At 63.8% G+C, this 26391-nt stretch carries 24 protein-coding genes; 14 read left to right on the top strand and 10 right to left on the bottom strand.

Going from position 1 to position 26391, the window contains the following annotated elements; all coding sequences use genetic code 11:
- Window positions 1-152: 152 nt before the first annotated feature.
- Complete coding sequence (gene gluQRS, locus ACMDCR_RS30600) at window positions 153-1037, bottom strand: tRNA glutamyl-Q(34) synthetase GluQRS (protein WP_413990226.1); 885 nt, start codon at window positions 1035-1037, stop codon at window positions 153-155.
- On the opposite strand from gluQRS, the gene ACMDCR_RS30595 reads away from it, so the two are divergent.
- The 6 genes from ACMDCR_RS30595 to ACMDCR_RS30570 all read left to right on the top strand — a co-directional run bounded on the left by ACMDCR_RS30595 (window position 1036) and on the right by ACMDCR_RS30570 (window position 6499).
- A complete protein-coding gene (locus ACMDCR_RS30595) occupies window positions 1036-1689 on the top strand; it encodes a DNA-3-methyladenine glycosylase family protein (RefSeq protein ID WP_413990225.1) in 654 nt (217 codons plus the stop codon). The genes gluQRS and ACMDCR_RS30595 overlap by 2 nt on opposite strands.
- Before the next feature lie 54 nt (window positions 1690-1743).
- Window positions 1744-2415 (top strand): alpha/beta hydrolase, encoded by a 672-nt coding sequence (locus ACMDCR_RS30590; protein ID WP_413990224.1) that lies wholly within the window; start codon window positions 1744-1746, stop codon window positions 2413-2415.
- Between the two features lie 60 nt (window positions 2416-2475).
- Window positions 2476-3603, top strand: coding sequence for an extracellular solute-binding protein (locus ACMDCR_RS30585; protein ID WP_413990223.1), 1128 nt, complete (start codon window positions 2476-2478; stop codon window positions 3601-3603).
- Window positions 3604-3696: 93 nt separating this feature from the next.
- Window positions 3697-4821 (top strand): ABC transporter ATP-binding protein, encoded by a 1125-nt coding sequence (locus tag ACMDCR_RS30580; RefSeq protein WP_413990222.1) that lies wholly within the window; start codon window positions 3697-3699, stop codon window positions 4819-4821.
- Window positions 4821-5687, top strand: coding sequence for an ABC transporter permease (locus tag ACMDCR_RS30575; protein WP_413990221.1), 867 nt, complete (start codon window positions 4821-4823; stop codon window positions 5685-5687). The genes ACMDCR_RS30580 and ACMDCR_RS30575 overlap by 1 nt, the downstream gene beginning before the upstream one ends.
- The gene (locus ACMDCR_RS30570) at window positions 5684-6499 is read left to right on the top strand and encodes an ABC transporter permease (RefSeq protein ID WP_413990220.1); all 816 of its coding nucleotides are present in this window, start codon (window positions 5684-5686) and stop codon (window positions 6497-6499) included. Before ACMDCR_RS30575 ends, ACMDCR_RS30570 begins: the two co-directional genes overlap by 4 nt.
- A gap of 114 nt (window positions 6500-6613) precedes the next feature.
- Here the strand turns inward: ACMDCR_RS30570 and ACMDCR_RS30565 are convergent, their stop codons facing one another.
- The 3 genes from ACMDCR_RS30565 to ACMDCR_RS30555 all read right to left on the bottom strand — a co-directional run bounded on the left by ACMDCR_RS30565 (window position 6614) and on the right by ACMDCR_RS30555 (window position 8713).
- On the bottom strand, window positions 6614-6919 hold the full coding sequence (locus ACMDCR_RS30565) for a 4a-hydroxytetrahydrobiopterin dehydratase (protein ID WP_413990219.1): 306 nt from the start codon (window positions 6917-6919) through the stop codon (window positions 6614-6616).
- Window positions 6920-6928: 9 nt separating this feature from the next.
- Window positions 6929-7486, bottom strand: a complete 558-nt coding sequence (thpR, locus tag ACMDCR_RS30560; RefSeq protein WP_413990218.1) for an RNA 2',3'-cyclic phosphodiesterase — start codon at window positions 7484-7486, stop codon at window positions 6929-6931.
- 180 nt (window positions 7487-7666) lie between these two features.
- Window positions 7667-8713, bottom strand: a complete 1047-nt coding sequence (locus ACMDCR_RS30555; RefSeq protein ID WP_413990217.1) for an aldo/keto reductase — start codon at window positions 8711-8713, stop codon at window positions 7667-7669.
- 615 nt (window positions 8714-9328) lie between these two features.
- Here ACMDCR_RS30555 and ACMDCR_RS30550 point away from each other — a divergent pair.
- Entirely contained in the window at window positions 9329-9670 is a 342-nt protein-coding gene (locus ACMDCR_RS30550; protein ID WP_413990216.1) for a hypothetical protein, read from the top strand.
- A 221-nt stretch (window positions 9671-9891) separates the two neighbouring features.
- Here the strand turns inward: ACMDCR_RS30550 and ACMDCR_RS30545 are convergent, their stop codons facing one another.
- Window positions 9892-11193 (bottom strand): nicotinate phosphoribosyltransferase, encoded by a 1302-nt coding sequence (locus tag ACMDCR_RS30545; protein ID WP_413990215.1) that lies wholly within the window; start codon window positions 11191-11193, stop codon window positions 9892-9894.
- Between the two features lie 212 nt (window positions 11194-11405).
- Window positions 11406-12314, bottom strand: coding sequence for a heparin lyase I family protein (locus ACMDCR_RS30540; RefSeq protein ID WP_413990214.1), 909 nt, complete (start codon window positions 12312-12314; stop codon window positions 11406-11408).
- Between the two features lie 268 nt (window positions 12315-12582).
- Between ACMDCR_RS30540 and ACMDCR_RS30535 the strand changes: the two genes are divergently transcribed.
- The 6 genes from ACMDCR_RS30535 (at window position 12583) to ACMDCR_RS30510 (ending at window position 20872) form a co-directional block, all read left to right on the top strand.
- A complete protein-coding gene (locus ACMDCR_RS30535) occupies window positions 12583-13923 on the top strand; it encodes an aspartate aminotransferase family protein (protein WP_413990213.1) in 1341 nt (446 codons plus the stop codon).
- Window positions 13924-13982: 59 nt separating this feature from the next.
- Window positions 13983-14837 (top strand): 3-keto-5-aminohexanoate cleavage protein, encoded by an 855-nt coding sequence (locus ACMDCR_RS30530; RefSeq protein WP_413993770.1) that lies wholly within the window; start codon window positions 13983-13985, stop codon window positions 14835-14837.
- 1 nt (window position 14838) lies between these two features.
- On the top strand, window positions 14839-15306 hold the full coding sequence (locus ACMDCR_RS30525) for an N-acetyltransferase family protein (RefSeq protein WP_413990212.1): 468 nt from the start codon (window positions 14839-14841) through the stop codon (window positions 15304-15306).
- 94 nt (window positions 15307-15400) lie between these two features.
- Complete coding sequence (locus ACMDCR_RS30520; RefSeq protein ID WP_413990211.1) at window positions 15401-18652, top strand: DUF3772 domain-containing protein; 3252 nt, start codon at window positions 15401-15403, stop codon at window positions 18650-18652.
- Window positions 18653-18664: 12 nt separating this feature from the next.
- The gene (locus tag ACMDCR_RS30515) at window positions 18665-19246 is read left to right on the top strand and encodes a CAP domain-containing protein (RefSeq protein ID WP_413990210.1); all 582 of its coding nucleotides are present in this window, start codon (window positions 18665-18667) and stop codon (window positions 19244-19246) included.
- Window positions 19247-19252: 6 nt separating this feature from the next.
- Window positions 19253-20872, top strand: a complete 1620-nt coding sequence (locus ACMDCR_RS30510; RefSeq protein WP_413990209.1) for an acyl-CoA synthetase — start codon at window positions 19253-19255, stop codon at window positions 20870-20872.
- 166 nt (window positions 20873-21038) lie between these two features.
- On the opposite strand, the gene ACMDCR_RS30505 is transcribed toward ACMDCR_RS30510, so the two are convergent.
- The 4 genes from ACMDCR_RS30505 to ACMDCR_RS30490 all read right to left on the bottom strand — a co-directional run bounded on the left by ACMDCR_RS30505 (window position 21039) and on the right by ACMDCR_RS30490 (window position 25900).
- A complete protein-coding gene (locus ACMDCR_RS30505) occupies window positions 21039-21563 on the bottom strand; it encodes an N-acetyltransferase family protein (RefSeq protein ID WP_413990208.1) in 525 nt (174 codons plus the stop codon).
- A 63-nt stretch (window positions 21564-21626) separates the two neighbouring features.
- Entirely contained in the window at window positions 21627-22403 is a 777-nt protein-coding gene (locus ACMDCR_RS30500) for a Bax inhibitor-1/YccA family protein (RefSeq protein ID WP_413990207.1), read from the bottom strand.
- Between the two features lie 195 nt (window positions 22404-22598).
- Window positions 22599-25136: an ABC transporter permease gene (locus ACMDCR_RS30495; RefSeq protein ID WP_413990206.1), complete on the bottom strand. Its 2538-nt coding sequence runs from the start codon at window positions 25134-25136 to the stop codon at window positions 22599-22601.
- Window positions 25137-25189: 53 nt separating this feature from the next.
- On the bottom strand, window positions 25190-25900 hold the full coding sequence (locus tag ACMDCR_RS30490) for a glutathione S-transferase family protein (RefSeq protein WP_413990205.1): 711 nt from the start codon (window positions 25898-25900) through the stop codon (window positions 25190-25192).
- 183 nt (window positions 25901-26083) lie between these two features.
- Between ACMDCR_RS30490 and ACMDCR_RS30485 the strand changes: the two genes are divergently transcribed.
- The gene (locus ACMDCR_RS30485) at window positions 26084-26377 is read left to right on the top strand and encodes an ArsR/SmtB family transcription factor (protein WP_413990204.1); all 294 of its coding nucleotides are present in this window, start codon (window positions 26084-26086) and stop codon (window positions 26375-26377) included.
- The last annotated feature ends 14 nt before the right edge of the window (window positions 26378-26391 follow it).

Below are 26391 nucleotides of genomic sequence, written 5' to 3'. Positions count from 1 at the left end.
GGAGTGGCAGTCTCCGACTGCCATCTTCTTTTGGGATAAGGCGCCTCGTCTGCAAGAATGGCGGTCGGAGACCGCCACTCCAATTCTGCACATCCGTTGACGAGATGTTGTGGTTCAAGGAACCCGGCTGGAAAGCCGGCGGTCCCAGGGCGTCACATCCCGACCAGTTTCCTCACATCCGCCGGCGTCATCCCCTCAGCCCTCAGCGCCCGGAGGCTCTTCGAGGCCAGGCTCTTGGAAAGCTTTTCGCCCTCCTCGCCAAGGACCAGGGCGTGATGGCGATAGACCGGCTGCGGCAGGCCGAAAAGCTGTTGCAGCAGACGATGGACGGCCGTGGCCTGGAACATGTCATGGCCGCGCACGACATGGCTGACGCCCTGCAACGCGTCGTCGCAAACGACGGCCAGATGATAGCTGGAGGGGAATTCCTTGCGGGCAAGGATGACATCGCCCCAGCGCGCCAGCTCGGCCGGAACGGCCTCGATGCCGGTGAGGTCGGGTTGCAGTTCCTGCCAGCTCAGCGGTGGCACGAGAGCGAGGGCCTTGCCCATGTCGAGCCGCAGGCTGAACGGTTCGTCCTCGGCGTGAATGGCCGGATCGTCGATCGCCCTTAGCGCTTCGCGCGGATAGAGTGGCGCGCCGTCGGGATCGCGCGGCCAATCCCGACTCGCAACCGCTGCGGCAATCTCCTTGCGCGAGGCATAGGAGCGGTAGAGCAGGTCGAGCGCGCGCAGCCGACCGAGCGCCTTTGTATAATCGTCGAAATGCTCCGACTGGCGGCGCACCGGCTCTTCCCATTCGAGGCCGAGCCAGGCCAGGTCCTCCCGCAGCGCCGTCTCATAGCCGGGGCGGCAACGGGTGATGTCGATATCCTCGATACGGAGCAGCAGGCACCCGTCGAGTTCGCGGGCAACTTGCGCGTTCAGCAGGGCCGAATAGGCATGGCCGAGATGGAGGTAGCCGTTGGGGCTCGGGGCAAAGCGCAGAACGGGCGAGGGCGTTTGATTTGTCACGTAGGCGATGTAACACAGGTGCATGACCATCATCATCCGTTCGCGTGCCGAAATTGACGCCGGCGTCGAGGCCTTGCGTTCCCTTGATCCTCGGCTTGCCGCCATGCACGATCTCGTCGGCGAGCCACCCTTGCGCCTCTATCCGACCGGACTGGAGGGGCTTGCCTGGATCATCGTCTCTCAGCAGGTCTCGGTGGCGAGTGCCCGGGCGATCTGGGCCCGGACCAAGGCGGTGTTCGCTCCCTTGACCGCCGAGCGCCTCATCGCTGCGCAGGACGAGGATTTTCGCGCCGGCGGCCTTTCCATGCCGAAGATCCGCACCCTGCGCACCGTGGCGCGGGCGCTCGCCGATGGTTTCGACCTCGAGGGCCTTGCCGAACTCGACGCCGACAAGGCCCATGCCGAGCTCGTCAAGCTTAAAGGTATCGGCCCCTGGACCGCCGACATCTATCTGATGTTCTGCCTCGGCCACGCGGATGCCTTCGCCTCCGGCGATCTCGCCTTGCAGGAGGCGGCCAAGCTGCTGCTCGGGCTGGAGGAGCGTCCGAACACCGCCGAGCTGTCGGCTATTGCCGAGACGTGGCGGCCGTGGCGAGCAGTTGCCGCGCGCCTTCTCTTTGCCTACTACGCCTATTGCAAGAACCGGCCGGGCGCGCCTTTACCAGCCGGGGTTTGATAGGCGCGGGATTTCTGGATTCGTCCGCAAATTCAGCCTTAACGGGAGCCGAGAATGATGCCGCTTGATGGACCACGCCTGCCCGCCAAATTCGGCAAGACCCGCCAGCTGGTGGTGTTCCTGCATGGCTACGGTGCCGACGGCAACGATCTGATCGATCTCGGCCAGGCCTGGCGGGAGCTTCTGCCGGATACCGCCTTCGTCTCGCCGCATGCGCCCGAACCCTGCGCGGGCGCGCCCTATGGCCGCCAATGGTTCCCACTGACCTTCCGTGTCCGCAACGAACGCTGGGACGGCGTGCGACGAGCAGGTCCCATGCTCGATGCCTTCCTCGATGCGGAACTCGAGCGGGAGGGGCTCGAAGACGATGCGCTGGCGCTGGTCGGCTTCAGTCAGGGCAGCATGATGGCGCTCCATACCGGCCTGCGCCGCCGCAAGTCGATGGGCGCCATCGTCGGCTATTCCGGCATTCTCATCGGCCCGGACGACCAGCCCCTCAGCGTGCTCACGCCAGAGATCACCGCCCGCCCGCCGGTGCTGCTCGTGCATGGCGACCAGGACCAGGTCGTGCCGCCCATGGCGCTGCCCTATTCGGTGGAGGGGCTGAAGGCGCTCGGCGTCCCCGTGGAGGCCCATATGCGTCCCGGCCTCGGCCATGGCATCGACAGTGCCGGCCTGCGTCTCGGCGGCGATTTTCTGGCGCAGGCCTTTGCCCGCACGGCGTGATTGCCTGCCACCCGGAATTGAGGCCATACTCTTCTCTCGTCACGCCAAAATGAGGGGTCCATGATCGGCAGAAGCAGCTCATTGCCGCGCTTCAACCGCCGCGCTCTCCTGCGTGCCTCGGCCGCCCTCGGGCTGGGCGTCGTCGCCTCGCCTGCCATCGTGAGCCAGGCTCTCTCTTCCTCGGGCGAACTCAATTACATGGGCTGGTCGGGCTACGATTTTTCGGCCCTCTTTGCCCAGTTCACTGACAAGACTGGCATCAGGATCAATTTTATCGACCAGCCGGACCAGGATTCCATGTTGGCGCAGGCGCGCCTTGCCGCGCAGACCTCGGCCGCCGACATCGCCGAGCCGAGCATCGACCGCCTGCCGGGCTGGGTCGACGCCGACCTCGTTCAGGCCTGGAACGATGCCAATGTCAGTCTCGATTCCTACGACAAGGCCTTCCTCACCGCTTCCGGCATGGTCAAGGGGCGCCGCTTCTTCCTGCCCATCGTCTGGGGCACGGAAGCGCTGACCTATTCGATCAAGGAGGCGCCGCTCGTTTACGGCACTGCATCGCTCGCTGATCTGTTCGATCCGAAATATGTCGGCAAGGTCACGCTACGCGCCCATTCGGCTCTCGCCGCCATGGGCCGGGTACTGGAAGCGCAAGGCAAGCTGCCCAAGCCCTGGCTCGACAGCTACAAGGACGAAGCCAGCATGCGCCAGCTCTGGGACCTCGCGCTGGTCGAGGCGATCAAGCACAAGGCCAATGTGGTGCAGTTCTGGAGCAGCGAGAACGATGCGCAGTCGGCCTTCCGGACCAATGGCTGCACGCTGGGCCTGACCTGGGATTCGACCGGCCTCAACCTCGGCCCCGACGGCTTTGGCTTCATCGCCCCGAAGGAGGGCGCCTTTGGCTGGCTGCAGGGCTATGTGCTGTTGAAGGCGGCGAAAAATGCCGAGCAGGCGCATGAATGGGCTCGCTTCATCGCCACGCCGGAGGGCTCCGCCGCCTATGCCACCGCCTTCTCGGCCAATCCGACCGCTAGCGGCGCCATCGATCTCGTTGACCAGAAGGTGCGCGACTTCTACCACAAGGCCTATCCCAAGGATGCGGAGTCCAAGATCTGGTGGTGGCCGCCGCAGCCCGCCTGGTTCGTGGCCCTGCGCAGCGAATATGCCGACAAATGGCGGGCGGCGTGACCTTGGAGCGCGGACGTCTCGTCCGCTCTTCCTCTCCTACTAGCTCTCCGGTTCCAAGAGCGGACGAGACGTCCGCGCTCCCAGGAAGACTCCATGAGTGAAGACGTACAGCTCTCCAATGTCAGCATGAATTTCGGCGCCTTCCGGGCCGTCGACAATGTCGATGTCGCCATCAAGGCCGGTGAGTTTTTCTCGTTTCTGGGCCCCTCGGGCTGCGGCAAGACCACCATCCTGCGCATGATCTCCGGCTTCACCGAGCCGACCTCGGGCACCATCCGCATCGGCGGCAAGGACATGGCCGACATCGGGCCGAACCTGCGGCCGACGGCGCTGATCTTCCAGAACCTCGCGCTGTTTCCCCTGATGCCCGTGTGGGAGAACATCGCCTTCGGCCTGGAGGTGCGCGGCGTGCCCAAGGCCGAACGGCGGGCGCGGGCAGAGGAATTGCTGCGTCTCGTCGATCTGCCCGGCGCCGGCGACAAGCGCGTCAGCCAGATGTCGGGTGGCCAGCGCCAGCGCGTGGCGATTGCCCGGGCTCTGGCGGTCGAGCCCAAGGTCATGCTTCTCGACGAGCCGCTCTCGGCGCTCGACCTCAAGCTGCGCCTGCAATTGCGCAGCCAACTGCGCGCTATCCAGCGGCGCACCAACGTCACCTTCGTCTACATCACGCATGACCAGGGCGAGGCGCTTGCCATGTCCGACCGCATCGGCGTGATGTCGCAGGGCCGGCTCCAGCAGGTCGGCACGCCCGCGGAAATCTACAACAACCCGGCCAACGGCTTCGTCGCCTCCTTCGTGGGCGAGAACAACGTGCTGCCCGGCGTCGTCACTGGGCTCAACAACGGCATGGCGAAGTTCCGCACCCAGCAGGGCATCTTCATTGCCCGGCCCGGCCCCGGCGTCGCCAATCACGACGAGGCCAGGCTCTACGTCCGGCCCGAGCATGTGCGCCTGGAGGCGGCGCCCAATGCCGGGCTCAACTCGATCCCGGTGGAGGTGCTGGAAGTCACCTTCGAGGGCAGCGTCGTCCATGTGCATACCATGGATGCGCGCCAGGGCATCGGCATGGTGCAGATGCACAATGATCCAGGCACGCTGTTGCCGCGGCCAGGCGAGCGGCTCTATTTCAATTTCCCGCCCGATCGCACCGTCGTCCTGCATGACGCCCCGAAGGCAGCGCCTTCCTTGGGAAGGTCTTCCTTGGGGGCCCGGGGCTGATGCAGCGCCTGATCCAACGCTACGGCAAGAGCCTCACCGCTATCCTGGTGGCGCTGACGGCGTTCTGGCTGCTGATCCTGGTGGTGCTTCCCGAGATCATCATGGTCAATTATTCGCTACGGCCCTTCCTGCCCGTGGCGGATATCGGCGGCCCGAAGGACGGCTACACGCTTGTCAATTATGCCACCTTCTTTGTGAGCTGGATTCACATCAAGGTCTTCCTGATCACCGTGCTGGTCTCCTGCCTGGTTACGGCGGTATGTCTCGCAGCCTCTTATCCGGTGGCCTATTTCATGGCGAAGACCATTTCGGCCAAGGCTGCGGCCACGCTTTTCATGCTGGCGCTGGTGCCGCTGCTTGTGAGTGAATTGCTGCGCACCTTCGCCTGGAAGGTCATCCTCGATTACAAGGGCGTGCTGAACAGCCTCACCGGCCTCGAGGTCCGCTGGCTGTCCGGCTATAACGGCATCGCCGTCGGCCTCGTCTACACCTACATCCTGTTCATGCTGCTGCCGCTCTATTCCTCGATCCAATCGCTCGATGCCCACCAGATCGAGGCGGCGCGCGATCTCGGCGCCTCGCGCTGGCAGATGCACCGGCGCATCGTCATCCCCCATGCCAAGCCAGGCATCGCCGCCGGTTGCGTAATGGTGTTCATGCTCTCGGCCGGCTCCATCCTGGTGCCGAACCTCCTGGAATCGCCGAATTCGCGCTGGTTCACCCAGGTGATCCAGCAATGGTTCTTCGAGAGCCAGGACTGGCATACCGGCTCGGCCTATGCCTTCCTGCTGCTCGTGCTGTGCCTGGGCTTCGTTGCCGCTTTGCTCAGGCTGTTCCGCGTGCGGCTGGCGGATTTCGGCCGATGAGACCGCTCTATCCCGGCCGCAACCGCGCCAGCCTCTATGCGCTGGTGTTCTTCGCCTTCCTCCTGCTGCCCCTGGCGGTGATGGGCGGGGCCGCGTTCAACGATTCGGCCTTTCCCGCCATCATCCCCTGGAAGGGCTTCACCGGGCACTGGTTCGAGGTGCTCTTCGCCGACACAAAATTGTGGGCCGCCGCGCTCCACACGCTGGTGGTGGCGCTTGTCGTCGTTGCGCTCGCCGTGCCGATCGGGGCGGCCGGCGCCATTCTCGTCAATGGCATCCACCCGCGCTTCCGCGCGCCGCTCTACGGGCTGATGATCGCGCCGATCCTGATGCCGGGCGTGGTGATCGGCATTGCCACCTTCCTGTTCTGGAGCGAATTCGGCGTCGGCGCCGGCCTGCACCTCTCCGTGCTCGGCCAGGTCTCATTCATCGCCTCCTACGCCATGCTGCTGGTGCTTGCGCGGCTTCAGAGCTTCGATCCCGCCCTGCAGGAGGCGGCGCTCGACCTCGGCGCCTCGCACCTCCGCGTGATCAGGCGCGTGCTGATTCCGCATTTGCGTCCGGCCCTGATCGCTTCGGCGCTGCTCGGCTTCTTCCAGTCGGTCGAGAACTTCAACGTGACGCTGTTCACGGCCGGCGGCTCGCACACGCTCACCACCTATATCTACTCGCGCACCCGTACCGGCCTCGACCCCTCGATCAATGCGCTGGCGTTGATCCTGATCGGCGTCGTGCTGGTGGGGCTGATGGGATATGAGGCGAGGCGGCGGTATTTGCGGAGGAGGGCGGTGCAGGAAAGGGCTGGCGGGTAGGAACGTTCCTGGGACCGCAGGCGTCTCGCCTGCTTCTTCCTATTCGGTGGGCGAACCGTTTCCAAGAGCAGGCGAGACGCCTGCGGTCCCAGGAATGCTCCCGGGCGCCGTGCCTCACACACCCATGCTCGCTGCGATCTTGTCCATGCTGCGGGCAAGCTTGACGTCAAGCTCCGTCAGTCCGTCTGCATCATGCGTCGCAAGCGTCACATCCACCGTCTTGTAGACATTCGACCATTCGGGATGATGATTCATCTTCTCCGCCACGAGCGCAGCCCGCGTCATGAAGCCGAAGGCTTCGTTGAAGTTGCGGAAGGTGAAGATGCGCCGGATCGCCTCGCGTCCGGGCGTCAGCGCCCAGTTCGACAGCTCGATCAGGGCAGTGTGGCGTTCATTCTCGGTAAGCCGGGGATGAGACAATACAGCCTCCTATCTTGAGACAGCTGCCTCGCGCTTCTGCAGCTCATAGGCCTCCTCGACGATATAGGGGCCGCCACCCACCGAATCGCGCGAGGAGTAGAGCACGAAGCGTCCAGCCGTGAAGGACAATCGTCCGCCGCCGCGCAGGGCGAGCCAGTCGGCCGTCAGGCGAGCCGTAGCCTCGCTGCGCAGCCGCGCCAGGGTGATATGAGGCGTATATTGGCGGTTTTCGATCGGCACGCCCAAACGCCGGAGCAGGCGCTCCTGCGATGCCTGCAACTCCATCAGTGGCGTTGAAGGCAGCACCCGGGCATAGACCGATTTGGGCCTGGCGCCGCCAAAGGCGTCGACGCCGTCGATCTGGACCTCGACTCCGGGCCGGCGAACGCCGTCCAGCGCCTCGGCGACATCGCGCGCCAGTCGGTCATCGATGTCGCCGATGAAGGACAGGGTGATGTGGTAATTCTCGACATCGATCCAGCGCGCGCCCGGCAAACCGCCGCGCAACGTGGACAATCGCATACCGATGATGGGGGGAACTTCCAGGGCGGTAAAGAGACGCGGCATGGGATAAACGCCGTATGGCTAACGTCAACACGTCGATCCTAGAGAGGTTTTCTGCGTTGGGGAAAGCACAAAGCGGTGTGGGGGCGAAAAAACCTGCGGAAAAGCTGGGAGCGGCTCTTCAAAGCCGCCTCAACCGAGGCGGAAACCAGAAGGCGGGCCTGAAGACCCGCCCTCCAAAACTCAGGGCGCCGGGTTCATGTGCAGCTGATGGATCGCATCGATGCGCGCCTCGAGGTCGCTCGGCAGGGCGACATTGATCGAGGAAATCGCCGTCTTCAACTGCGCCATCGTCGAGGCACCGATGATGTTGGCGGTAAGGAAGGGGCGCGTGTTGACGAAGGCGAGCGCCAGATGGGCGGGATCCAGGCCATATTCCTGGGCGAGGTTGAGATAGGCCTCGAAAGCGACATCGGCGCCGGGCTTTTCATAGCGCTGCAGGCGATTGTAGAGCGCCTTGCGCGAGCCGGCGGGCAGGGCGCCATGGCGGTATTTGCCGGTGAGATAGCCCTGCGCCAGCGGCGAATAGGCGAGCAGGCCGAGTTGCTCGCGCATGGCGATCTCGCCGAGCCCGGTCTCGAAGGTGCGGTTCACCAGCGAATAGGCATTCTGGATCGACTGCATCCGCGCAAGACCGCGGACCTCGCTCTCCTTCAGGAAGCTCATCGCGCCCCAGGGGCTCTCATTGGACAGGCCCAGCCAGCGCACCTTGCCTGCCTTGACAAAACCATCGAGCACATCGAGTTGCTCGGCGATCGTCGTGGTCTCGCTCTGGGGATGAACCTGGAACGCGGTGGGGTTGGAGCCCCAGCTCACCGGGCGCTCGGGCCAGTGGATCTGGTAGAGGTCGATATAGTCGGTCTGGAGCCGCTTCAGGCTCTTGTCGAGCGCCTCGGTCATGTGGGCGCGATTGAGGCGCGTCGGCTCCTTGCTGTCGCGCAGCCAGGTAAAAGTGCTGGCGCCCGCGACCTTGGAGGCCAGGATCACCTTCGAGCGGTTGCCGCGGGACCGGAACCATGCGCCGATGATGCGCTCGGTCGATCCCGTGGTCTCTGCCTTGGGCGGCACCGAATACATCTCGGCTGTGTCGAAGAAATTGATGCCCTGTTCAAGGGCATAATCCATCTGTTCGAAGCCCTCGGCCTCACTATTCTGGTCGCCCCACGTCATTGTGCCCAGGCAAATGACGGAGACGTCCTGGCCTGTACGGCCGAGCTTATGAAATTTCATGGAAGGGAATTATCCGACAATAGGAGGCGATCTGTTTGGCCCATCGATAGGGTTCTGGCAAGAACTTCTCCCGGGAGCGAAGGGCATCTTTCTTCCCGCAGCTCCGTGCCTGTGAGCGTAACAAGTGTGGCCGCTATTTCGGCTCGAGAGACTCGGGCTTGTGAGGCAACACCGGCTTTCCATCGGCTGTGGGCCAACGATCTCGTATCTCACTCACAGAATCTGCGCGATGACATCTCAACGTCATGCCAAGTTGAATTCTAAAACATGATTGTAATTGTCTTTTAAATTCATCTATAGAAGTTCTCATTTTTGCAGCGTTGGAAATGTAAGTCATGATAAATGACGACCAAATTTTCGGCACCTACAAATGACAGTTCCCATAATTGTATACTAAATTATTCACACCCGAGTCACGTTGGGATTGCTACATTTTATCTGCTGCTGCGAAGCGCGTGCGGTAAAGCGTAACTGACGATAAGTTTTGCAGAAATATTCTATGCGGGGGCATAATTTAATAAGCGCCAGATTGGGTCTGTCTTATTAATTTCTCGGCGTAAATACTCGGCTTCTCGGCATCAAGAAGTTAACATTGTTGACAAATTGGAGCGAGCCATGGGCAATATGCTGAATCCAGGACAGAGTTTGTTCACGAACCAGAGCCTTAATTCCAACGATGGGCGGTTTACCCTTGTTTTTCAAACAGACGGCAATCTAGTTCTTTACCGTACCCAGGATCATCACGCCTTATGGGCGACTGGAACCAATGGCCAAGATGCACACCATGCAATCATGCAGGGTGACGGCAATTTTGTACTTTACCACGAGAATAACGCGCCGGCGTGGGCTTCGGGCACCAATGGCAAGCCAGGATCGTATCTGATCCTGCAAAATGATGGGAATCTAGTGATCTATTGGCCGAGGGACCCTGTATGGGCCAGCGGCACCAATCAGTAGCGGTCCCTCGCCAAGGGCACGCCGGCCAAATCTGACAGTCCCGACATCAAGGGGCACTAAAGGAGGGCTCGGCGGTGGCCGGGTCCTTCATGGCGGCAGAGCAATTCGGTCCCGATCGGGACAGGCCCTGCATCATGGCCTTTTTTGGTAGGCTCGCCGAGGCTGTAACCGTCACTGGATTCTGAGCCAGTGGCGGGTCGCCAGAGGGAAAGAGTCGGCGCTCACACCGTCACCGCCTGTTCCCCGCGCCCCTCGTCGCCGAAAACCTTCAGGTAGCGCTCGATCGCCGGCTTGCCGCCGGTGGCCTTGGCGAGGTTGTCGGAGAGCTTGACCGCCGCCTTGCCATTCACTGCAGTGATCTTGCACACCAGCGAGATGGGGTCGAGCAGCGGGATCGGCTGCGAGCCACAGCCGCGGAAGTCGTTGGTGAGGTTGGTGCCCCAGCCATAGGAGGGGCGCATGCGGCCGTTGAAGCTCTTGTGGGCCGTCTCGATCGAATCGATGTCCAGCCCGTCGGAGAAGATGATCAGCTTGTCCTTGGGGTTGCGCCCCCGCGCCTTGTACCAGGAGATGATCTCCTCGCCCGCTTCCTGGATCGGCTTGGAATCCGGGCGCATGCCGGTCCAGTCGGCCACCCAGTCGGGTGCGCGGTCGAGGAAGGCGGCGGTGCCGAAGGTGTCAGGCAGCACGATCAGGAGGTTGCCGTCATAGAAGTCCCGCCACATCTCCAGCACCTTGTAGGGCGATTCGCGCAACGCCGCGTCCTCCTCGCACAGGGCCGCATAGACCATCGGCAGCTCGTGGGCGTTGGTGCCGATCGATTCGAGGTCGTTGTTCATGGCGAGTAGCACGTTGGAGGTACCGACGAAGGCCTTGTCGAGGCCCTCCTTCATCGCCTCCACGCACCAGCTCTGCCACAGGAAGGAGTGGCGGCGGCGGGTGCCGAAATCGGAGATGCGCAGGTTATCGAGCTTCTTGAGCCGCTCGATCTTGTCCCAGAGCTTGGCCTTGGCGCGGGCATAGAGGATGTCGAGCTCGAAGCGGCCCATCGAGCGGGTGGCGGCACGCGACTTCAATTCGTTGATGATGGCGAGCGCCGGCACCTCCCACATGGTGGCCTGGCTCCAGGGCGCGTCGAATTCCAGCACATACTCGCCATTCTCGATGCGCAGATCGTAGTCCGGCAGGCTGAAATCGGCCAGCCAGTCGAGGAATTCGGGGCGAAAGATCTGCTGCTTGCCATAGAAGGTGTTGCCGCGCAGCCAGATCAGCTCGCGCTTGCCAAAGCGCAGCGTGCGGGCATGGTCGAGCTGGTCGCGCAGCTCCCTCTCGTCGATCACCTCGGCAAGGTTGATCGACCTGGTGCGGTTGATCACGGTGAAGGTGGTGCGCACATTCTCATGGCGGGCATGGATGGGCTGGAGCATCAGGAGTTTGTAGAAATCCGTGTCCAGGAGGCTGCGGACGATCGGGTCGAGCTTCCAGGTCCGATCATAGACCCGCTTGGCGATATCGATATTCATGGAACCCTACAAATCCCGGAGCAAAGCACGTTCGAACGGAAACGCTGTTTTGTTCTGGCTCTTTTCTCGATGCGTCCTTGCGATTTTTGCCGAAATCCGCCAAGCCGCAATACGCTTCAGCGCGAAGCTCGGGAACATGCGTGCAACCACATGCAAGATCAAGGGCCACAGGGGCCGGAATAGGCTCGCTGCCCCCGCTGCTGCCGACAAAATCACTGAAGATCTTCCGTCATACGCCGAAAACGGGCCAGCTTGGCAAAATTGACCCCTGTCTCCCGGTCGCGGTAGGGGCCGAACTTGAAATATTGCATGGCAGAGCCTCTGGCATCCGCGTAACCGATCCGGCCCGTGACCTTGGCGATGGGTTTGCCGTCGGCCGAGATCTCGATGACGGCGTGGTCCGTGCCGATATCCTTGAGGTGAAAGCCCATCGTGACCCACCTGCCGAACGGATTGGGCAGCGGGGCGTAGGTGGCGACCTTCACATCGGAATCGCAGGTTGTCCCCGTGCTGCCATGCGGCTGGTCACTATGGGAAAAAGAGCTTCCGGGTACTTTTGGCGAGACGCCGTCCGCTGCGGCGACGATGCGGCATTCCGGTCGGAGGGCGGCGTCGGTGGCGCGATTGTCCTGCTGGATGGTGACGGTAAAGGCATGGCCGTCGAAGCGCTGGGCCAGGAAGGGTGAGCGGCCGCCTTGCTTCCACTGCCCGCTGACGAAGCGCGGCGAGCGTTCGCTGATCCCGGGATCGATCAGCATGGCGAATTCGTAGCGCACGTCCGTGCCGAGCTTGAGGGCAAGGTCGTCTGCCTCCCACAGCTCGGCCCGTTCATCGTCGGCCTCTGGCGTGAAGGGCGGCGCGCCGTTGAGGCAAGCCTGGTGGCTGTTGACGAAGGTCTGCGCCGCCACATCGTTGCGGGGAGCGACCGTGGCAACCGCGGCGCGAAAGCCCTGGCCCGGCACGGTCTCGATGTCGAAATGGTTCTCGGGCCGATCGCATTGGAACCATTTGGCGGGATCGAGCGTGCTGCCGGTAAAATCGTCCTGGACGTCCTGGGCGCGCGCCAAGCCGGAAAAACTGCAACTCACCATCGCCAGAACGGCGATCTGCCGAATGAACACGTCATGCTCCCTGGAGCAAAATACGTTTGGGCCGAAACGCTATCTTGCTCTAACTCTTTGTTTCGGCGCGTTTTTGCGATTCTTGACGATTCCATCAGATCGCAAAACGCTTTGGACGATGGAGCACTTCGACGCGCCTCTTTTTCATGATTCGCTCCAGCATGCATCAGCCCGGCACGGAGCACAATGTGATCGCGTTGCCGTCCGGGAGCATGTTCCTTGACGCTCACCACTCCGGCCTTCCATAAAACCTGGGCGGGAGGAACGAATGAGTGAGGCAGTGGCGGAGTCGACCTCGGTCGCGGCGGCGCGTTTGCCGAAGATCGCCTGGGGCAAGGGTCTTGTCATTACCGATGTCGATGGCAACCGCTATCTCGATGGTTCAGGCGGACCTGCCGTCTATTGTCTCGGCCATGGCAATGAGGAGGTCAACCAGGCGATCAAGGACCAGCTCGATCGCATCGCCCATGGCTATCGCTATAATTTCACCTCCGATCCGCTGGAAGAGCTGACCGAACGCATCGGCCGGCTCTGCGGCGGCACGCTGAAGCAGATGGTGTTCGTCTGTGGCGGCTCTGAGGCCGTGGAATCGGCCCTCAAGCTCGCGCTGCAATACCATGCCTGCCGGGGCGAGATGAGCCGCCGCCGCTTCATCTCGCGCGAGCGCTCCTGGCATGGCAACACGCTTGGCGCCCTTGCGCTTTCCGGCTTTCGCGAGCGGCGCCTGTCCTTCGAGGGTGCACTGATCGAGGTGCCGCGCCTGTCGCCCGCCAATGCCTACCGCCCGCCTGCCGGTGTCGCGCCCGAGGATGTCGGGCGCCATTGCGCGCAGGAGCTCGAGGACAAGATCCTGGAGATGGGGCCGGAGACCGTGGCCGCCTATGTGTTCGAGCCAGTGGTGGGCGCCGCCGGCGGCGTGGTGCCGGCACCTCCAGGCTATGCGAAGCGCGTGCGCGAAATCTGCGACCGCCATGGCGTCCTCGTCATCGCCGACGAGGTGATGTGCGGCGCCGGCCGCTGCGGCACCTGGCGGGCGCTGGAACATGACGGCGTCTTCCCCGACATCATGACGGTGGCCAAGGGTCTCGCGGGAGGGTATCTGCCGCTCGGCGCCGCCATCTACTCCGACAGGGTCGCAGGGCCGATCCAGGCCGTCGATGGCGGCCCCCAGACAGGCCACACCTTCACCGGGCATACGGCAGCTTGCGCGGCGGGTGTCGCCGTCCAGCGTATCGTCGAGCGCGAGGGGCTGGTCGAGCGCGTGCGCGTGAAGGGTGAGGCGTTCAAGCAGACGCTGGCCGACGCCCTCAGCGGTATTCCCCAGATCGGAGACATCCGCGGCCGCGGCTTTTTCACCGGCATCGAGATCGTGCAGGATCGTGGCAGCAAGGAGCCGTTTGCGGCCGAGAAAGCTCTCTATCTCAAGATCCGATCGCGTGCCCTCGCCAATGGCCTGATCTGCTATCCCTCGGGTGGGAATGTGGACGGCATCAGGGGCGACACGATCATCATGGCACCACCCTACAATGCGTCGGATGCCGAACTGACCGAAATTGCCACGCGCCTGGCGAAATCCCTGCGCCGAGCCCTTACCGACATTGGAGCATAGCATTGGCCGACAAAGTCATTATTTCCTGTGCCGTCACCGGATCCATTCATACCCCGTCGATGTCGCCCTATCTGCCGGTGACGCCGGACGAGATCGCCGAATCGGCGCTTGCCGCCGCCGAGGCGGGGGCCGCCATCCTGCATCTCCACGCCCGCGACCCCCAGACGGGCGCCCCGACGCCGGATGTCGCCGTATTCGAGCAGTTCGTGCCGCGTATCCGCCAGGCCACCAACGCCATCGTCAACATCACCACCGGCGGTTCGGCCCGCATGACGATCGAGGAACGCCTCAAGGGGCCTTCGACGCTCCGGCCGGAGATGTGCTCTCTCAATCTCGGCACTATGAATTTCGGCCTCTACCCGATGCTCTCCCGCCCGCGCGAATGGAAGCATGATTGGGAGGTGCCCTTTCTCGAAGCCACTCGTAGCGGCATGTTCAAGAACACGCTGGCCGATATCGAGCATATCCTCACCACGATGGGCCCGCTCGGAACCCGCTTCGAGTTCGAATGCTACGATGTCGGCCACCTCTATACGCTGGCCCACTTCCTCGACCGCAAGCTGGTGACGCCGCCGCTCTTCGTGCAGACCGTGCTCGGCATTCTCGGCGGCATCGGCGCCAATCCCGACAGCGTGGTCGATATGCGCCGCACCGCCGACAAGCTGTTCGGCAAGGATTACGAATGGTCGATGCTGGCAGCCGGCCGCAACCAGATGGCGCTCGGCACCATGGCGGCCATCATGGGTGGCAACGTACGGGTGGGCCTCGAAGACAATCTGTGGATCGGCAAAGGCGAACTGGCCACCTCGAACGCCCAGCAGGTCACCAAGATCCGCACCATACTGGAGGAATTGGGTCTCGCCATCGCGACGCCGGACGAGGCGCGCGCCATCATCGGTATCAAGCCGCGCTGAGATGCGGATCCGCCCAGCCAAGCCCGAGGACTGCGAGGTGGTCGCCGACATGGTGGTCGACCTTGCCGCTCTGTTCGGCGTCACCGCAGGCATCACCGCCGAAGGACTGCGTGTCGAAGCCTTCGGGGCGAGGCCGACGATCTCACTCCTGGTGGCGGAAGCGCCGGATGGTGCGCTTGCCGGTTATCTCGTGCATCAGGACACTTATTCCACCTGGCGCGGCGCCAATGGCGTCTTCGTGGTCGATCTCTTCGTCAGGCCGCAATGGCGCAATGACGGCATCGGCATCAGGCTGATGGCGGAGGCCGCCCGCCGGGGCGTGGCGAAGGGCGCCCGCTTCATGCGGCTCGACATCAACGAAGACAATGAGGGAGGCAAGCGCTTCTACGAGCGCTACGGCTTCCGGCCGCTCGATCATGAGCGCTTCATGGTGCTCGACGAGCCCGGCCTGCGGGCGCTTGCCGGGTAGCCTGCCTGCAAGAGCGGACGTCCGCGCTCCTGGGAAGCCATATTCCCGCCAGCATGTTCTTCCATCTGGCCGCATCAACCTCTAGTTTCGCGCCATGCTTCGTTTTGTTTCTCGCCTTGTTGCCCTGTTGGCCTTGCTCGCCGTCCTGTTCGCCCTACCGGCTTTGGCGTGGGCGCAGGCGACTGATGCCGCCGTGGCTGAGTTCCAGAAGGAGCTCACGCTGGACAACAAGGCGCTGGATGACATTGCCCAGTCGCTGCAGGGCCTGAAGGGCGACGATGCCACCACGGTCGAGGCCCTGCAGACCCTGAAGGACAGTCTCGACAAGACGCGCAAGGATCTAGGGGCACTCGAAGACGGCATCAGGCAGGCGCGGAAAGCCTCACAGGCGAATATCGACCAGCTCGGGCCGGTGCCCAAACCTTCCGATTCCCCGGAGGCCAAGGACAAGGCTGATTCCCGCCAGAAGGAGCAGGCGCTCAATCAGAAACTTGCCGAGCTTCTCACCAGCGTCCGCCAGCAGATTTCGCAGGCCGATGGTCTGGCAGGTTCCTTTGCCATCATGCCACTGCAGCAGACGCTGGCGCAGAACCGCAAGGCACTGGGCGACGTCGCCGCGCGTCTGGCCGAGATCAAGGATGACGACGAGCAGCTCCAGCAGAAGGTCCAGGCCCTGCGCCCGAGTGTCGACAAGACACGGGCCGATCTCGTCAGCCTGGTTTCGAACGTGGCGCAGTTGCGGGAGGCGGCCAGGGCCAATCTCGACAAGCTCGGCCCGAAACCCAAGGCGACTGAGCCACCCGAAAGCAAGGATGTCGCCAGCGCGCGCGATGCCGCCCAGGGGCAGCTGGATCAGTTGGGGACTCTCTTGACGGATACGCAGGCGTTGATCAGGCAGGTCAACACCGCAATCAACGCCATCACGACGCGGCCTTTCGAGGCGGCGGTGGCCGTCGACCGAAGGGCCCTCGACGAAACAGAGGCAAGCATCGGTGCCTTGAGCGGCATCACGGTTGCCGGCCAAGTGCAGCAGACCTTGATCGACGAGCGGAGCAAGGTCGACAAGGTGCGCGCCGATCTCGCTGCGGTACTGTCGACCGTCACCCCGCTGCGCGATCAGTCCAAGGCGCGGATGCCCGCCGACCTCAAGCCGGGCGACCCCCCGGAGGGATGGGACGCAGCGACGACAAGGGACAAGGAAAGCTCGCTTCTCACTGCGCTGCAGAACGTCGTCAACAGTGCGCAGACACAGAGCAACAGAGCGGACGATCTTGCCAGCTCTCTCATCGAGCATCAGCGCGAGCTGATCACCGGACAGCTTTTCGGGCGCGTGGAGAGTATCTTCACGGCGGCCTTCTGGAAACCGGTCATCGCCAGCCTGCCCGATACGTTCGACAAGGCCGGTGACACCGTGACCCGGTCGATGGACTTTTTCTCCCACCGTGTCAATTCGACCTCAATCGCGCTCTTCCTGCTGACCGTGGCGATCGGCTACGTGGTGGCGCAGTTCCTGCGCTTTCGTATCACGCGTTGGCGGGCGCGGTTGCCCAAGAAAAAGAAGACGTCGCGGCGCTATATCGCCTCGCTCGACGCGGTGCTCGCCCTCGTTCACACCATGCTCGGCCTGCCCTGCGCTGTCATTGTCGGGGTGCTCGCCTTCGATCTTTCCAACCTGCTGCCGAGCGATGTGATCGAACACGTCGGTTGGGATTTCATACGCGCCAGCCTCATCGGCGTCGGGCTGTGGGCGCTGTCGCGCGCCATCCTCGCGAAGGAGCATGCCGAGTTGCGCATGCTGCCCCTCAGCGACTGGGCGGTGCGCCGCATCGGGCGGCGCATGAGCTGGCTCGCCCTGGTGCTCGGCGTTTCGGTGCTGTTCGACGGCATCATCAAGTCGATGGTGCCCCGCTCGTCGTTGGACGGCAACGCGGCCCTGATCCAGGCGCGCGCCGGCATCACGGCGATGCTCTTCATCATCATCACGGCTTCGCTGCTGATCCGACTGCGTAGCGCGCCGCCGACCGTGGTCGACGGGCAGCCTGTTCCGCCGGATGAGGACATCAATACGCTCGACATCCTGCGCCCCATGAGCTGGGTCGCCGTGATGATCATGGCAGTCTGCCTGGTGCTCGGCTACAACATCCTGGCGCTGGCCGTGGCCGGCCTGCCGCTGATGCTGCTCTGCATCATCGCCGCGACCTACCTGTTGACCACGCTGGTCGATTCGTCCCTTACAGACAACCTGCTGGCGGATGCCGACCGACGGCGTGCCATCGCCAGTGCGATTGGCATTACCTCGAAGAACGTGGCCTTCAGCGCGACCCTGCTTTCGGGCGTCATACGCTTCTTCATGCTGATCGCCGCCGTGCTGACACTGGGTATTCCGTTCGGCTTCTATTCGGGCGATCTGTGGCCGATGATGCAGCGGGCCTATTTTGGCTTCCAGGTCGGCGGCATGACGATCGCGCCCTCCTCGATCCTGGCCGGCGTCATCCTGTTTGGCGTGATCTGGGTGCTGACACGCCTGATCAATGGCTGGATGCGCAACACCCTGCTGCCGCGCACCACCTTCGATTCCGGCCTGCAGAACTCCATTGCCACCATCATCGGCTATACCGGCGTCATCCTGGCCATTTCCCTCTCGCTGGCGGAAACGGGTGTCAGCCTCCAGAATGTCGCCTATGTCGCCAGCGCTCTTGCGGTCGGCATCGGTTTCGGCTTGCAGGCCATCATCAATAATTTCGTGTCAGGCCTGATCCTGCTGGCGGAGCGTCCAATCCGGGTCGGCGATATCATCGCCGCGGCTGGCGAGGAAGGCTATGTGCGCCGCATCAGCGTGCGCGCCACGGAAATCGAGACCTTTGACCGCGCCACGCTGATCATCCCCAATTCCACCCTGATCACCGGCTCGGTGAAGAACTGGGTCTATGGCAATACCTGGAGCCGCCTGCGCCTCGTGCTCACGCTCGCCTATGAGAGCGACATCGACGCCGTCAAGGCGGCCATGCTCGGTGCTGCGGAGGATGATCCGCGCATCCTGCCGACGCCGCCGCCTCGCGTCTATCTGGCCAAGATCGATTCGGGCCTCGAATTCCATCTGGAATGCATGATCGCCAGCATGGAAACCCAGCCCGCCGTGAGGAGCGACCTGCTGACCCGTATCCTGAAGACCTTCCGAGCCAAGAATATCCGCCTCCTGGCACAGGGCGCGGCCGAGGCCGCCCCCGTGGTCGTGCATTTCGACGAGAAATTGCAGTCCGCCGCGATCACCAGGTTGCTTGCGGAGAGGACCGAGGCGCCAGCATCCGCACCGGCGGCAGGCTCCACGCCGCCCGGCGCGCCCTGATTGGAGATCACCATGTCATATTACAAGGCGGTATTGGCAGCGCTGCTCTGCCTGGGGCTCGGCAGTTGCGGCATGACCGTGAGCCAGGCGCCGGAGAGGGGCTCCTATGCCCGCGGGCCGGTCTCCTTCAGCGCCACGGCTGCGCGCGACTGGCTGGCGCGATATCGCTCCAGCAAGGGCCTGCCGGGCGTGGTTCTGGATGGACGTCTCAACGCCTTTGCCCAGGCGCAGGCCAATGCCATGGCGGCGCATAACGCGCTTTCCCATTCCGTCGGCGGCAGCTTCTCCGATCGTGTCCGGACGGCGAATCTCTATGGCGCCGGCGAAAATGTCTCCTATGGCCCCCGCAACGTTCCCGACGCGATGCGGCTGTGGCAGAATTCCCCCGGCCATAATGCCAATCTGCTGTTGCCGCGCGCCACGCGTTTCGGCATCGCCATTGCTCAGTCGGGCGGCACGGTCTATTGGGCCATGGTTGTCGCGGGCGACCCGCCGGCGGCGAATGAGACGCCGATCTTCGGCGAGGGTCCGACGGTGCGGGTGGTTCGCCGGCCGCCGGATACGGGCGTCCTCGGCGGCTTGTTCGGGAACTGAGTCTGAATGGCTGCTCCCCTGTTCAAAGACTACGCCACGCTGCGCCGCGAGTTCCGCTGGGGCCTGCCGGCGCGCTACAATATCGGCGCCGACGTGTGCGATGCCTGGGCGAAGCGCGAGCCTGATCGAACGGCCATCCTGCGGCGGCTGCCGGGTGGCGGCAGCGAGCGTGTCAGCTATGGCACGCTGCGCGAAGCCTCCGACCGCTTCGCTCTCGCACTGCGAAGCCTCGGCGTCGGCAAGGGCGATCGGGTGGCGATCCTCCTGCCGCAGTCGCCGGCCGTGGTGATCGCCCATCTCGCGACGGCCAAGCTCGGCGCCATCTCGCTGCCGCTGGCCGTGCTGTTCGGGCCGGATGCACTCGCCTACCGTTTGCGGGATTCCGGCGCCAAAGTGGTGCTGCTCGACGAGGGTGGCCTCGCCAAGCTCGGTCAGATCGAATCCGACCTGCCCGATCTCGAGACGCTGATCAGCGTCGACGGCGCCGGAGGCGGGGCGCTCGATTTCTCGGGCTTGATCGCCAAGGTACAGGGTGAACTGACGCCGGTCGCCCCCACGCCCGACGATCCAGCCATGATGATCTACACCTCGGGCACCACCGGCCAACCTAAGGGCGCCGTCCATGGCCATCGCGTGGTACCGGGCCATATCCCCGGCCTGCTCTTCGCCCATCCCGGCCTCGGCCAGTCCGGGGACGTGATGTGGACGCCGGCGGACTGGGCCTGGGCCGGCGGTCTGCTCAACGTGCTGCTGCCGAGCCTGGCACTGGGCGTGCCCGTGGTCGCGGGCCTGCACGCCAAGTTCTCGGTGGACCAAGTGCTGGCACTCTTGCGGGATCTCAAGGTGCGCAACGCCTTCCTGCCGCCGACGGCCCTGCGCATGCTGCAGGCGGCACATCGGCCGGGCGAGGTCTACAGGACGCATCTGCGCAGCATCATGTCGGCCGGCGAGACATTGGGACCGGGCACCTATGAATGGGCGCGGGAGGCCTTCGGCTTTCCCGTCAACGAACTCTACGGCCAGACCGAGTGCAATCTCGTGCTGGGCTCGAGCTTCCAGGCCGGCATCTCCCGGCCTGGCGCCATCGGCAAGTCCGTGCCGGGGCATGAGGTCGAGGTCCAGGACGAGGAGGGCCAGGTTTGCGCGCCCGGCGACATCGGCGAGATCGTCGTGAAGGCACCCGATCCCGTGATGTTCCTGAATTATTGGCGCAATGAGAAGGCCACCGCCGCCAAGTTCCGGGAGGGCTGGCTCCTCACCGGCGACAAGGCGCGACGAGACGAGGACGGCTATCTCCACTTCATCGGCCGCAGTGACGATATCATCACCTCGGCTGGCTACCGCATCGGCCCGGGGGAGATCGAGGATTGCCTGATGCGTCATCCGGCCGTGGCCATGGCGGCGGTGATCGGCGCGGCCGACACGCTGCGCACCGAGATCGTCAAGGCCTTCCTGGTGCTGAAGCCGAACTTTTCGCCATCGGCGGAACTGACCAGGGACGTGCAGCTCTTCGTGCGCGAGCGCCTCTCGGCGCACGAATATCCGCGGGTGATCGCCTATGCGGATGCCTTGCCGATGACCTCGTCGGGGAAGATCATCCGCAGGGCGTTGCGGGAAGGGGATTGACTTCGAAGCACGGACGTCCCAGCGACATTCGAGAGAGTGTCGCAGGGACGTCCGCGCTCCTAGAGCAAAGCGCGTTTAGGCGTAAACGCTTCTCTGCTCTAGCTCTTTGTTTCGACGCGTCTTTGCGATTCTTGCCGGTTCCGTCAAATCGCAAAACGCTCTAGCTTTATGCCGGCTTCGCCGCCCCCGCCCCCAACTCCCGCTGCATCAGCACTGAATCCAGCCAGAGGCCGTGCTTCCAGCCCACGGACTCGAACACGCCCGTGTGGCGGAAGCCGTGGCGGCGGTGAAGGGCGATGGAGCCCTGATTGGCGCTGTCGCCGATCACGGCGATCATCTGGCGGAAGCCCAGCCGCTCGCTCTCCGCGATCAGGCGGGCGAGCAGCAAACCGCCTATGCCCTGGCCGTGGGCGGCCGGATCGACATAGACAGAATCTTCCAGGGTGAAGCGATAGGCCGGGCGGGGACGGTAGGGGCCGGCATAGGCATAGCCGAGGAGTCGTCCGCCACGCCGGGCCACGAAATAAGGAAACCCGCCGGCGAGGAGGATATCGGCGCGGCGTGCCATTTCCTGGTCATCGGGCGGGTCCAATTCGAAAGAGGCGGTGCCATGCCGCACCGCCTCCCGGTATATGCAGCCAATCGAAGGGATATCATCCCTCTCGACCGGCGCGATCGTAAGATCCTGCATCGATCAGCGCGTTCTACTCTCAGATTGGACCGCCAAGAATCGCAAATGCTTTTGCGTTTTGCTTTAGCGGCGGTCGCCGAGGAGGCGCAGCAGCATGATGAACAGGTTGATGAAGTCGAGATAGAGCGTCAGCGCGCCATGCACGGCGAGCTTCTCGCCCTCATCGCGGCTGAAGCTGCGGGCGTTCTCGACATAGAGCGACTTCAGCATCTGGGTGTCGTAGGCGGTGAGGCCCGCGAAGATGCCGACGCCGGCGACGGTAATGAGGAAGGTCAGCATGCCCGAGGGGAAGAACAGGTTCACCACGCTGGCCAGCAGCAGGCCGACCAGGCCCATGACGAGGAACGACCCCACCGCCGACAGGTCACGCCTGGTGGTGTAGCCATAGAGGCTAAGCGCACCGAAGCTGGCCGCCGAGACGAAGAACACGCGGGCGATCGAGCCGTGCGTGTAGACCAGGAACAGGGTCGACAGCGAAAGGCCCATCAACGCGGAGAACAGGTAGAAAAGGACACGCGTCATCTGAACCGAGCGGCCCTCGGTGCCGACATTCATCCAGAACACCATGGCCAGCGGCGCGATGGCGATGACCCATTTCAGGGGCGTGTTGAACAGCAGCAGGCCGAGCGAGTTGAGCGCTACGATCTTGCCCATCTCATTGACCTCGACGCCGGACGCCAGATAGGCGCCGATCGCCACGAGGCCGGTGATGGCCACGCCGAGGGTCATGTGGTTGTAGACCGCGAGCATGAAGGCGCGCAGGCCTTGGTCGATCGCCGGTGCTCCGGCGCGCACGTCGGAGACGGTACCGGCCGAGTAGCGAGGATCATTGAAGGACATCGGACTCTCCAAAAGTGCGGCATGTGCCGCAGAAAGCTGAACCTTATGTAGTGTGTCCCACCAAAACAGTGAAGTGAATTGCGCGCAATGTTGTTTTGGGCGCGTTCCTGGGATCGCAGGCATCCCTGCCTGCTTCTTCCTCTCCTGCGCGCACATCGTTTCCAAGAGCAGGCAAGGATGCCTGCGATCCCAGGATTAAAGACTCTTCAGATGCGCTGCCGGCTTCTGTCGCAGTATACGCCATGTCCCTGCCAGGCCAAACAGGATCGTCAGCACCAGCGCCCCGAAAGCGGCCGTCAGGGCTTGCAGCGGCAGGAAGGTGAAGGTGAAATTCATCAGGTAGGTCACGATCAACCATGCACAGGCCGTGCCGGCGATCACGCCGAATATCGCGGTGGCGAGGCCCAGCAGGCCATATTCCAGCACGAAGGCGAGGAGGATCCTGCCGCGCGTCGCACCCAGTACCTTCAGGATCACGGCATCGTAGAGCCGGCTGTTCTGTCCGGCGGCGAGCGCCCCAGCCAGCACAAGGATCGAGGCGATGAGGGCGATCGAAGCGGCGATCCGGATCGCCGCCGCAAGCTGGCCGGCAAGCTCCGCGAGGCTCTGCAGGGCATCCTTGATGCGCACGGTGGTGATCATGGGGAAAGCGTCGGCGACCTGCTTGAGCAGCCCGAGTTCGGCTGCATCGTCGGCACCATGGGGATAGGTCAGGGTGGCGATGTCGGTGACCGGCGCGCCCTTGAAGGTGTTGGGCGAATAGACCAGCACGAAATTGATGCCGAAGCTCTGCCATTCCAGCTTGCGCAGCGCCCCCACCGTGGCCGTGACATTGCGGCCGAGCACATTTACCACGATGGGATCGCCGACCTTGAGGCCAAGGCCGCGGGCGATGTCCTGCTCGAGCGAGACCAGGGGCGGGCCGGCATAGTCGGGATCCCACCACCGACCGTCAATCACCCGGGAGCCTTCCGGTATCTTGTCGGCGAAGGTGACGCCACGATCCCCGCTCAGCACCCAGGCGACATCCGGCGGCGGCTTGACCTGCTCCACCGGCGTGCCATTGACGCTCACGATGCGCCCGCGCAGCATCGGCACGCGTTCGATGCTGGCCTCGGGCGCCGCCTTCTTGAGGAAGGCCTCGAAGCGCGGAGCATCGGTGCGGCGGATATCGACGAAGAAGAAGCTCGGCGCTTTGTCCGGTATGGCGGCGGACAGCTGGTGCCGGATATTGCCGTCGATCAACGTGAGCGTCACCAGCAGGCAGAGGCCGAGGCCGAGCGAGAGCACCACGGAGGGCGTCGCCGCGCCCGGGCGGTGGATATTGGTGACGGCAAGGCGCAGCGGCGTGTTGTGAGCCCTTGGCAGGCGGCGGGCAAGCGCCATCAGCAGGCTTGCGACAGCGCGAAGCAGGATGAAGGCGCCGAGTGCCGCGCCGACATAGACCAGCGCGACCTTTCTGTCGGTGGCGAAAACCACGGCAAGGGCGACGAGCGCCACGACCGGCAGCGCCGCCAGCACCAGGAACATCGGCTCGGGCCAGCGGCGGCTGGGCGCGATGGCGTCGCGGAAAAGGGCGGAGACACCGATCTCGCGGGCACGGCCGAGCGGCAGCAGCGAGAAGGCGAGGGCGGTCAGCACACCATAGGCGGCGGCCAGCGCCAGGCCCGCCGGATTGATCACCGGGGTGATCGGCAGCGGCAGGTAATCAGCGAAGCCATAGGCGATGATGAAGGGGAGCGCCGCGCCGAGCGCCAGGCCGATGAGAATGCCGAAGACTGCCAGCAGCATGGTCTGGGTGAGATAGATCGATGTGACCAGGTTCGAGCCGGCGCCCAGTGTCTTCAAGGTGGCGATGCTGTTGCGCTGGCGCTCGACGAAGGCACGCACGGCGTTGGCGACGCCAACCCCGCCCACCAGCAGCGCGGTGAGCCCGACCAGGGCGATGAACATGGTGAAGCGGTCGATGCCGCGACGCAGGTCCGGCGAGGCGTCGTCGCGCGTGCGGATCTCCCAGCCGGCCTGGGGAAAGGCGGCCAGTGCCCTGTCGCTCGCCATCGCCGGCGTAACGTCCGGCGGCAGTTCCAGGCGATAGCGCCAGCGGATCAGGGAGCCTGGCTGGATCAGCCCGCTCGTGCGGAAAGCGTCGAGCGTCATCATCAGGCGCGGGCCGAAGCCGATGCCGCCGGCGAGCTTGTCGGGCTCGCTGGTGAGCCGGTCGGCCAGCGTCACCGTGAGGGCGCCGAGGCTGACGGTGGCGCCGGGCTGCAGGTTGAGGCGGGCGAAGAGGGTCGGGTCAGCCACGGCACGGACCTGCGTGCCCTCACCGCCGATGGTCTCGTCGAGCGGCTTGCGGCCGGCAAGCCCGGCGGTGCCGAGGAGGGGATAGAGGCCGTCCACGGCCTTGATCTCGACCAGAGCGGTCTGGCCATCGGCCGTTCGGGCCATCGCGCGTGTGCCGGCGATCACCGAAAGCCGGCCCTGGCTGCGGAAGAAGGCAAGTTCCTGCGGGTCGGCCTCGCGCCCGATCAGCGAGAACTCGATGTCGCCCCCATTGATCACCCGCCCCTGCGTTCTCAGGCCATCGGTGAGGGCGGTGGAAATGGCGTTGACGCCGGCGATCGCCATCACACCTAGCGCCAGGCAGGCGAGGAAGATGCCAAAGCCGCGTATGCCGACCCGGAGTTCACGAAGGGCGTAGCGCAAGGGGAGAGGGACAGCGAAGGAAGTCATGGCGCACAATGAGGGGACGGAGAAGGCCGAATGATGGCGGGCGCTCCCAGCACCTAATTCGCGGTAAGATCCGCGAAATAAGCCGCGAGCACGCGCTCCCTATAGGCCAAGAGATTGGCGTGCTCGCCGATCAGGCGCCCTACATCCGTCGTGAATTCCGGCGTATGGCAGGTGATCACGAAGGCGCCGAGCGTGGCATCGCCGCCGCAGGGCTGGCCGCCGCCGAGCCAGGGAGCATCGCCGAGAAGGGCCGCAATGGCGACCACGTCACGCTTGACCAGTTCGGCCAGTTCCTGCTCGGAATGGCGTCCGAGGCCCTGACTGTACAGGTCCTTTCGGATCTTGCGGCGCACCAGCGTCTTGACAACCGGACGCACCAGCGGCGGCACTCGCCTGAAGACGAGGGCGGCGATCTTCTCGAAATTCTCCTCCCTCATCCAGCGCTCGCGAACGGCAGCCCAGTAGAGATGATTCTCGCACATCTTCTCCAGCGCCCAGATCGCCGCACTGCGCTCGGGTGCGAGGTTGCGGTTGAAATCGACGCGGTATTTGCGTTCGATATGCAGGCGGATGAAGGTGGAATCGGCGACGATCTCCCCTGCGTCATTGATATAGGGCAGCTTGCCCTTGGGCGCCCTGGTAAAGCCCTTGCGGTCGACCTGATAGGGCAGGCCTGCAAGCTTGAGCAGAAGATGGGCCTTGGTCACGAAGGGGCTCATATCCGGCAAGCCGAAAACCGGACCGAAAGCGAAGAGCGTGATCATCGCGTGGTTCCTGTGTTGCGGCGATGTGGGCCAGGATCCTGTCTGAAGCCTGGATGCGTCTTTCCTGAAGCCAAGCGCTTTGACAATGACGCTTGGACACTGCAGTGCGTCAAGAAAGGTGAAACGGTGTGGAAAAGTTGCTCCCTTGCCAAAGGTGGCAGTGAAACCGATATAGGGTGCATCATGTCCATAGCCACTGTTACGCAGCTCTCAGACCGCCAGATCACCCTGATCGCCCGCGCGCTCGCCGAGCCGCGCCGCTACCAGATGCTCAAGGAGATCTCGGCCGCAGGGGGCACGATCGCCTGCTCCGGCGTGCAGCAATGCCATGCCATCAGCCCGGCAACGCTGTCCCACCACATGAAGGAACTGGAGAACGCGGGTCTCATCGAGATCCTGCGCGAGGGCAAATATGCCACGCTCGTGCTGCAGCGCGAGGTATTGTCGGCCTATCTCGACCAGCTTGCCAGGATCTGAATGACGCGCTGAAA

The organism is Labrys okinawensis, from assembly GCF_047345005.1.
Lineage (GTDB): Bacteria > Pseudomonadota > Alphaproteobacteria > Rhizobiales > Labraceae > Labrys > Labrys okinawensis.
This window is presented reverse-complemented; position numbering and strand designations above follow the sequence as displayed.